General features: G+C 63.6%; 4 protein-coding genes. 3 read left to right on the top strand and 1 reads right to left on the bottom strand.

What is annotated here, in order from left to right; translation table 11 throughout:
• Positions 1–376 precede the first annotated feature (376 nt).
• Both VGO04_RS24130 and VGO04_RS24125 read left to right on the top strand, forming a co-directional pair.
• Positions 377–1,324, top strand: coding sequence for a carbohydrate kinase family protein (locus VGO04_RS24130; protein ID WP_327498495.1), 948 nt, complete (start codon positions 377–379; stop codon positions 1,322–1,324).
• A gap of 31 nt (positions 1,325–1,355) precedes the next feature.
• Complete coding sequence (locus tag VGO04_RS24125) at positions 1,356–2,285, top strand: pseudouridine-5'-phosphate glycosidase (protein ID WP_327498494.1); 930 nt, start codon at positions 1,356–1,358, stop codon at positions 2,283–2,285.
• A 114-nt stretch (positions 2,286–2,399) separates the two neighbouring features.
• On the opposite strand, the gene cckA is transcribed toward VGO04_RS24125, so the two are convergent.
• The gene (cckA, locus tag VGO04_RS24120) at positions 2,400–5,024 is read right to left on the bottom strand and encodes a cell cycle histidine kinase CckA (RefSeq protein ID WP_327498493.1); all 2,625 of its coding nucleotides are present in this window, start codon (positions 5,022–5,024) and stop codon (positions 2,400–2,402) included.
• 269 nt (positions 5,025–5,293) lie between these two features.
• Here cckA and VGO04_RS24115 point away from each other — a divergent pair, with 269 nt between their 5' ends.
• Positions 5,294–6,247: a histidine kinase gene (locus tag VGO04_RS24115; protein ID WP_327498492.1), complete on the top strand. Its 954-nt coding sequence runs from the start codon at positions 5,294–5,296 to the stop codon at positions 6,245–6,247.
• The last annotated feature ends 141 nt before the right edge of the window (positions 6,248–6,388 follow it).

Here is a 6,388-nt window from a genome sequence, read left to right as displayed (position 1 = left end):
CCTTGCTTTTATCCACCGATTTGTCCTCTACGAGCCGCAAAGAGTTTTGTGCCATTTGGTCCACCTTTAGGTTATTGAAGCTACCGAGGCAATGAAGCCGCCGCAGGAGTTTTTGTACATGTTTTGTTCCGTATTTGCAAGGGCAGGACAATGCATTGAAAAACAACAACTATTTTGCGTTCGTTCGATTCTTGTTCACGGATTGAAACCATAGGTTCTCAAATGTGGGCGCCACCCCTTCAAGCCTCGCTGGCATTGGGCGATCGATTCGCCTTTGGGGTAAGACATCGACGGTGCGGACCACTTGGGATTCGGGCCTCGAAATGGCAAAGAGCCAACAGAATTTTCGGCCGACTGGCCAAGCAGAGGAACTTTCATGACGGAAGCTGAAATCGCCGTCTTCGGCGGCGCGCATATCGATCGGCGCGGCCGGATATCGGGCACGACTGCTCCGGGCTCCAGCAATCCGGGCACCTGGTTCGAGGAGGCAGGCGGCGGCGGCTTCAATGCGGCGCGCAACCTGTCGCGTCTCGGCCACGTCGTGCGGATGATCAGCACGCGCGGCGGCGATGCCGCCGGCGAAATGGTGACGGCTGCGGCAGCCGAGGCAGGCGTCATCGACAGCCCCCTCACCTTTCTCGACCGCAAGACGCCAAGCTACACCGCGATACTCGAAAACGACGGCAATCTGGTGATCGCCCTTGCCGATATGGAGCTCTACCGGCTGTTTTCGCCGCGACAATTGCAGCGCCGTGCGCTGCGTGACGTGCTCGCCTCAAGCAAGCTCGTTCTCACCGATGCCAATCTGCCGGAGGAAACGATCGCCGCCCTCGTGCGGTCCGCCGTGGGCCACGGCCACCTCGTCGCCGGCATCGCGGTTTCGCCCGCCAAGGTCATCCGCTACCGGGCCTGCCTCGAAGAGGTTTCGTTTCTGTTCATGAACGAGTCCGAAGCGCGCGCGCTCACAGGCAGCCAGGTGACGGAAGCCGAGGAATGGCCGTCCCTCCTCAGGAGCGTCGGGCTCAAGGGTGGTGTGGTGACGCGTGGCGGCCGCGCGGTGGTTGCGTTCGAGGGCGACAAGGCCTGCGTTGTCGTACCGCCAGCCTTGCCGGCCCTTGCCGATGTCACGGGCGCCGGTGACGCGCTTGCCTCCGGCTTCCTCTCGGCCCGCGTCTCCGGCCGCAATATCGGCGAATGCCTGCGGCACGGCATCGCAGCCGCAGGAATTACGTTGCGCTCTCCCTTGGCCGCATCCGAAGAGATGTCCGCGGCCAATCTCGAACAGGCGCTGGCCCTTGTGCCGGCACCGCAAATGCTGTCATGACAACAGACAGCAGAACTCCCAAGGAACGACCATGACCAAACCCGCTTCCCCCTTCCTGCCGATGGAATATTCCGACGAGGTCGCTGCCGCCAAGGCGCGCGGCGCGCCGATCGTGGCGCTGGAATCGACCATCATCACCCATGGCATGCCCTATCCGGGCAACCTCAACATGGCCCGCAGCGTCGAAGCGATCATCCGCGACCAGGGTGCTGTGCCGGCGACGATCGCCGTCATCCACGGTGTGCTGCACATCGGCCTTGACGATGCCAAGCTCGAGGAACTGGCAAAGTCCGAGGGCGCGATGAAGGTCTCGCGCGCCGATCTCGCCTTTGCGATCGCCGAGCGCCGCACCGGTGCGACGACCGTTGCCGCCACGATGATTGCCGCGGCGCGTGCCGGCATCCGCGTGTTTGCAACCGGCGGCATCGGCGGCGTGCATCGTGGCGCCGAATTCTCCTTCGACATTTCCGCCGACCTTGACGAACTCGCCCGCACCGGCGTCATCGTCGTCTGCGCCGGCGCCAAGGCGATCCTCGACATCCCGAAGACGCTCGAAGTGCTCGAAACCCGCGGCGTTCCGGTTGTCACTTACGACAGTGAAATCTTCCCGGCCTTCTGGTCGCGCGACAGCGGCATCAAGAGCCCGCTGATGCTGAACAGCCCGGAAGCGATCGCCAACTTCCAGACCATGCGCGAGTTGCTTGGCGTCGAAGGCGGCATGCTGGTGGCCAACCCCGTGCCGGAGGCCGCTGAGATCCCGCGCGAAGAGATGGAGATCTACATCGCCCGCGCGCTCGACAACGCCGAAAGCGACGAGATCACCGGCAAGGCCGTGACCCCGTACCTGCTCAGCAACCTCTTCGAAATGACCGAGGGCCGCAGCCTCGAGACCAACATCGCGCTGGTCGAGAACAATGCCCGCCTTGCCGGCGAGATCGCTGTCGCGCTGAACGCGAAGTAATCAGTCTCGTTGGACAGACGAACGAAAAGCCCGGAGCGCGAGCCCCGGGCTTTTTCTTTGTCGGATGCAGCCGCAAACGCGTGACCTCGTTCAGAGGCGCATGCGGCGTTTTTCCTAGGAATCCAGCATCTCGCGCACGGCGACGGCCAGTTGCTTCAGCGAGAACGGCTTTGGCAGGAAGCCGAACTTGGCGTCCGCCGGCAGGTTCCGGGCAAAGGCGTCCTCGGCGTAGCCGGAGACGAAGATGAACTTCAGGTCCGGGTATTTCTTGCGCAGCTCGGTGAGCAGCGTCGGTCCGTCCATCTCCGGCATCACCACATCCGAGACGACGATGTCGACCGCACCGTTGAGCTCGTCCATGATATCGAGCGCCTCAACGCCGGATCCGGCCTCATAGACGGTGTAGCCGCGCGTTTCCAGCATGCGCTTGCCGCCGCGGCGCACGGCCTCCTCGTCTTCGACGAGCAACACGACGGCGGAATCGCCCGTAAGATCGGTCGGCTCCTCGGCCTTGGCCGGCGGAACGATCGTCTGAACGACGGGTGCCGCAACCGTATTTGCCGTCGCAGTACCGGCTTGCCCGGGCTCCTCGACAGCAACCGGCACCTCGATATGACGGGGCAGCAGGATGCGGAAGGTGGTGCCCTTGCCGACTTCCGAGTCCGGATAGATGTAGCCGCCCGACTGCTTGACGATGCCATAGACCATCGACAGGCCGAGACCGGTGCCCTTGCCGACCTCCTTGGTGGTGAAGAACGGCTCGAAGATCTTGTCAAGGATCTCGGGGGGGATGCCGGTGCCCTGGTCGGAAACCTCGACCATGACGAAGTCTTCTTCCGGCAGTTCACGGCGACCGAAGGCGGCCACTTCCTGGGCCGGCAGGTTGCGCGTGCGCAGCGTGATCGTGCCGCCACCCGGCATCGCGTCTCGCGCGTTGACGGCAAGGTTCAAGAGCACTTGCTCGAATTGCCCAAGATCGGTCCTGACCGGCCAGAGATCGCGGCCGTAATCGACTTCCACCTTGACGTTGGTGCCGGTCATGCGATCGACCAGCATGCGCAGGTCGCCGATCACATCGGTCATGTTGAGCACGGTCGGGCGCATCGTCTGCTTGCGCGAAAACGCGAGCAGCTGGCGGACAAGCACGGCGGCGCGATTGGCGTTGCGCTTGATCTCCATCAGGTCGGCAAAGCTCGGGTCGGCCGGCCGGGCCGAGAGCAGCAGATGGTCGGACGACAAAAGGATTGCCGTCAGCACGTTGTTGAAGTCGTGCGCGATGCCGCCGGCAAGAGTGCCGACTGCGTTCATCTTCTGGGTCTGCGCCATCTGCGTCTCGAGCGCTTTCTGCTCGGTGATCTCAAGCGCATAGATGATCGCCGCTTCCTCGGGCGCCTGGTCGGTCTGGTCGATCACGGCGTTGACGTAGAAGCGGAAATGGCGCTCGCCGTCGGTCGGGTGCAGCGCGTCGATCGGCGCGATATCGCCCTGGCGGTCCTTGGCGGCCGCCAGCGCCTCGTGCAGTCGACCCTTTTCCGTTTCGTGCACCACCGCTTCGATCCGCGCGCCGCGCTCGACGTCGTCCTGCGAGACCAAACCGGAGAAGAGTTTCAGGAACGGCGCGTTCGTCCGCAGGATCCGGCCATTGCCGTCAACCGAGGCGATCGCCATCGGCGTGTTGTTGAAGAAACGGGTAAAGCGCATGGCAGCGCTCGATGCCGACTGTTCGTTGTCCTCGCCGCCCTCGCGCGACATGACGATGGTGCGGCTTTCGCCCGGCGCACCGTCACGCGTTGAGGAAACGCGGTGGATCATGCGCACCGGCAGGCTCTGGCCGTTCAACTTGCGCAGGTCCAGGTCCAGCATTTTCGTCTTTTTCAGACCCGGCTCCGCCTGCACGGCCTGTACGAGCGTCAGCCCCTCGCCGGCCACTAGGTCGCCGATGCTGATCGAGCCTGGCTGGAACTTGGTGAGGTCGATGCCGAGCCAGTCGGCAAGCGTGGCGTTGATGTAGAAGATTTCGCCCTTGCGTCCTGCCGAGAAGAAGCCGGCCGGCGCGTGGTCGAGATAATCGATCGCGTTCTGCAGTTCCTTGAAGAAGCGTTCCTGATCGTCCCGCTCGGCGGTGATGTCGGCAATCTGCCAGAGATAGAGCGGATTGCGCTCGCTGTCTTCGAGCGGCAGCACGCGCGCCTTCAGCCGGAACCAATGGGCGCCGGAGCCACTGGCAGCACCGGTCGCCAGCGGCTTCAGCAGGCGAAACTCCTCGTGCCCCTGCTTCCCCTCGTGCAGGCCGTTGGTAAGCCGATAGATCGCTTCGGTCGCCTCGCGATTGCGCGACAGGATGGTTTCGAGCGACTGGATGCCGGCGGCGTTCTTGGCCCCCGTCAGCGCGCCATAGGCGGCGTTGGCGTAGATGATGCGGCCCTTGCGGTCGGTGACGATGGTCCCGTCCTCATGGGCATCGAGAAAGGCGCGCGCCAGTTCGTCGGGGCGCGACTGCGGCATGACCTCGATGAAGCCGATGACGGAGGAAACCAGAAAGAAGATGCCGACCATGGCGAGAACGCCGAGGATGCCGAGTACGATCTCGTTTTCCATCTCGTTCTTGAAGATCACGAAGGCGATCGCCGAAACGGTGAGCACGATCGCAAGCAGCACGATCCGCAGGACGGTTCCCGGCCTGACGCCGCGGTCAACAACCGGCATCTGGTAGTCGCCTGACTGCCGCAATTTCGTCATCGGATCCTCTTAGTGCAGCCGGCACCGCGCGGGCGCGGCCCAGCCCTTCCGGCCGGTATCTCCGCGCAATCCACCAGGCGAAATCGGGTCATCCCGACAGGCCCTCGATCATTCGGACAAGAATCATCTTTAACAATCAGAGATAACAGCAAAAAGCACCTCTGCGGAAGCATTGCCGCCAATTCACAGGGAATGTCGGCGAAGTGCTTGTCGGAGCCTGAAAAAAGCCGTCAAATACTGCCACTCGAAAGGCAGAAGGAGTTCAGCCTATGATGGAAACGATCCTCGCAGACAATGGCAGCCGGTTCATCGTCGCCGCCGCCGCCGTCGCGATCGGACTTCTATGCCTTGTGGCCGTGCTCTGGATCATGCGCAACCGCGCCTCCTCGCCCTTTATCCGCGGTGGAAAGAACCGACAGCCGCGCCTGGCCGTGCTTGATGCGGCGGCCATCGATACACGGCGCCGCCTGGTTCTGGTGCGCCGCGACGATGTCGAGCATCTGATCATGATCGGCGGCCCGACGGACGTCGTCATCGAAAGCCGGATTGTAACGAACGAAGAGCGCCCGGTGGGCAAGGTTTCCGAACCGGCGGCCGCACACAGCCGGCCGGTTGCACGGGAACCGGCGCAAGCGACGGTACCGGTGCAATCCGAACCCGTCGTCGCCACGCCCGTCCGGCCCGTTGCCCGACCGGAGGAACAGCCGATCGCGCGCGTCGAGCCGGCCGCACCGGTGCGCGTCGCCCCCGAACAGCGCCCGATAGCGACGCCCGCTGTGGCGGTCGAGGCGCGTCCGATTGCCCGACCGGCCGTACAGCCGGCGCCCGAAATCCCGGCGGTTTCGTCCCCCGCTGTTCCCGAGATCAGTGTCGAGACTGCCGCGAACCGCCCGGCGCCGATGGCCCAGCCCGTCCAAGCCCAGCCAATCCAGCTGCAACCTGCTCACGTGCAACGCCCGGCGCCCGTCGTTCAGCCGCAGGCAGCGCTCTCGGACTTCGAGCGTATGCTTGATGCAGAGATCAGCGGCGATCTACAGCGCCTGGGCCCGGCCACGGTGGCGAACCCGGGTGCCGTGACGTCGGAAAACCGCACCTTGGCCGCAACAGGTCGTCAGGAACCAACGCTTGGCACACCCGGCGCAGAGGCCGGTCGCAAGGAGCCGACGATCGAAGAAGAGATGAACCGCATGCTGGCCGATATCTCGGCGGGCCGGAAGCCGTAACTCTTCGCGACGTCCAAGATGGCGTTACGAACGGTCTGGAACAACCTTTGAACACAGTGAATGGAGAACCGTTCTCACTCTCGAGGGCTCTCCTAAAAGCCAACAAAAAAGCGCGGTTTGAGCCGCGCTTTTTTGTTGGAC

The sequence above is a fragment of the Ensifer sp. genome (assembly GCF_035999185.1).
Lineage (GTDB): Bacteria > Pseudomonadota > Alphaproteobacteria > Rhizobiales > Rhizobiaceae > Ensifer.
This window is presented reverse-complemented; position numbering and strand designations above follow the sequence as displayed.

Excerpts from the sequence above, each read along its gene's own strand:
- VGO04_RS24130 (WP_327498495.1), top strand. The coding sequence starts at position 377 with ATGACGGAAGCTGAAATCGCCGTCTTCGGCGGCGCGCATATCGATCGG.
- VGO04_RS24125 (WP_327498494.1), top strand. The coding sequence starts at position 1,356 with ATGACCAAACCCGCTTCCCCCTTCCTGCCGATGGAATATTCCGACGAG.
- cckA (WP_327498493.1), bottom strand. The coding sequence starts at position 5,024 with ATGACGAAATTGCGGCAGTCAGGCGACTACCAGATGCCGGTTGTTGAC.
- VGO04_RS24115 (WP_327498492.1), top strand. The coding sequence starts at position 5,294 with ATGATGGAAACGATCCTCGCAGACAATGGCAGCCGGTTCATCGTCGCC.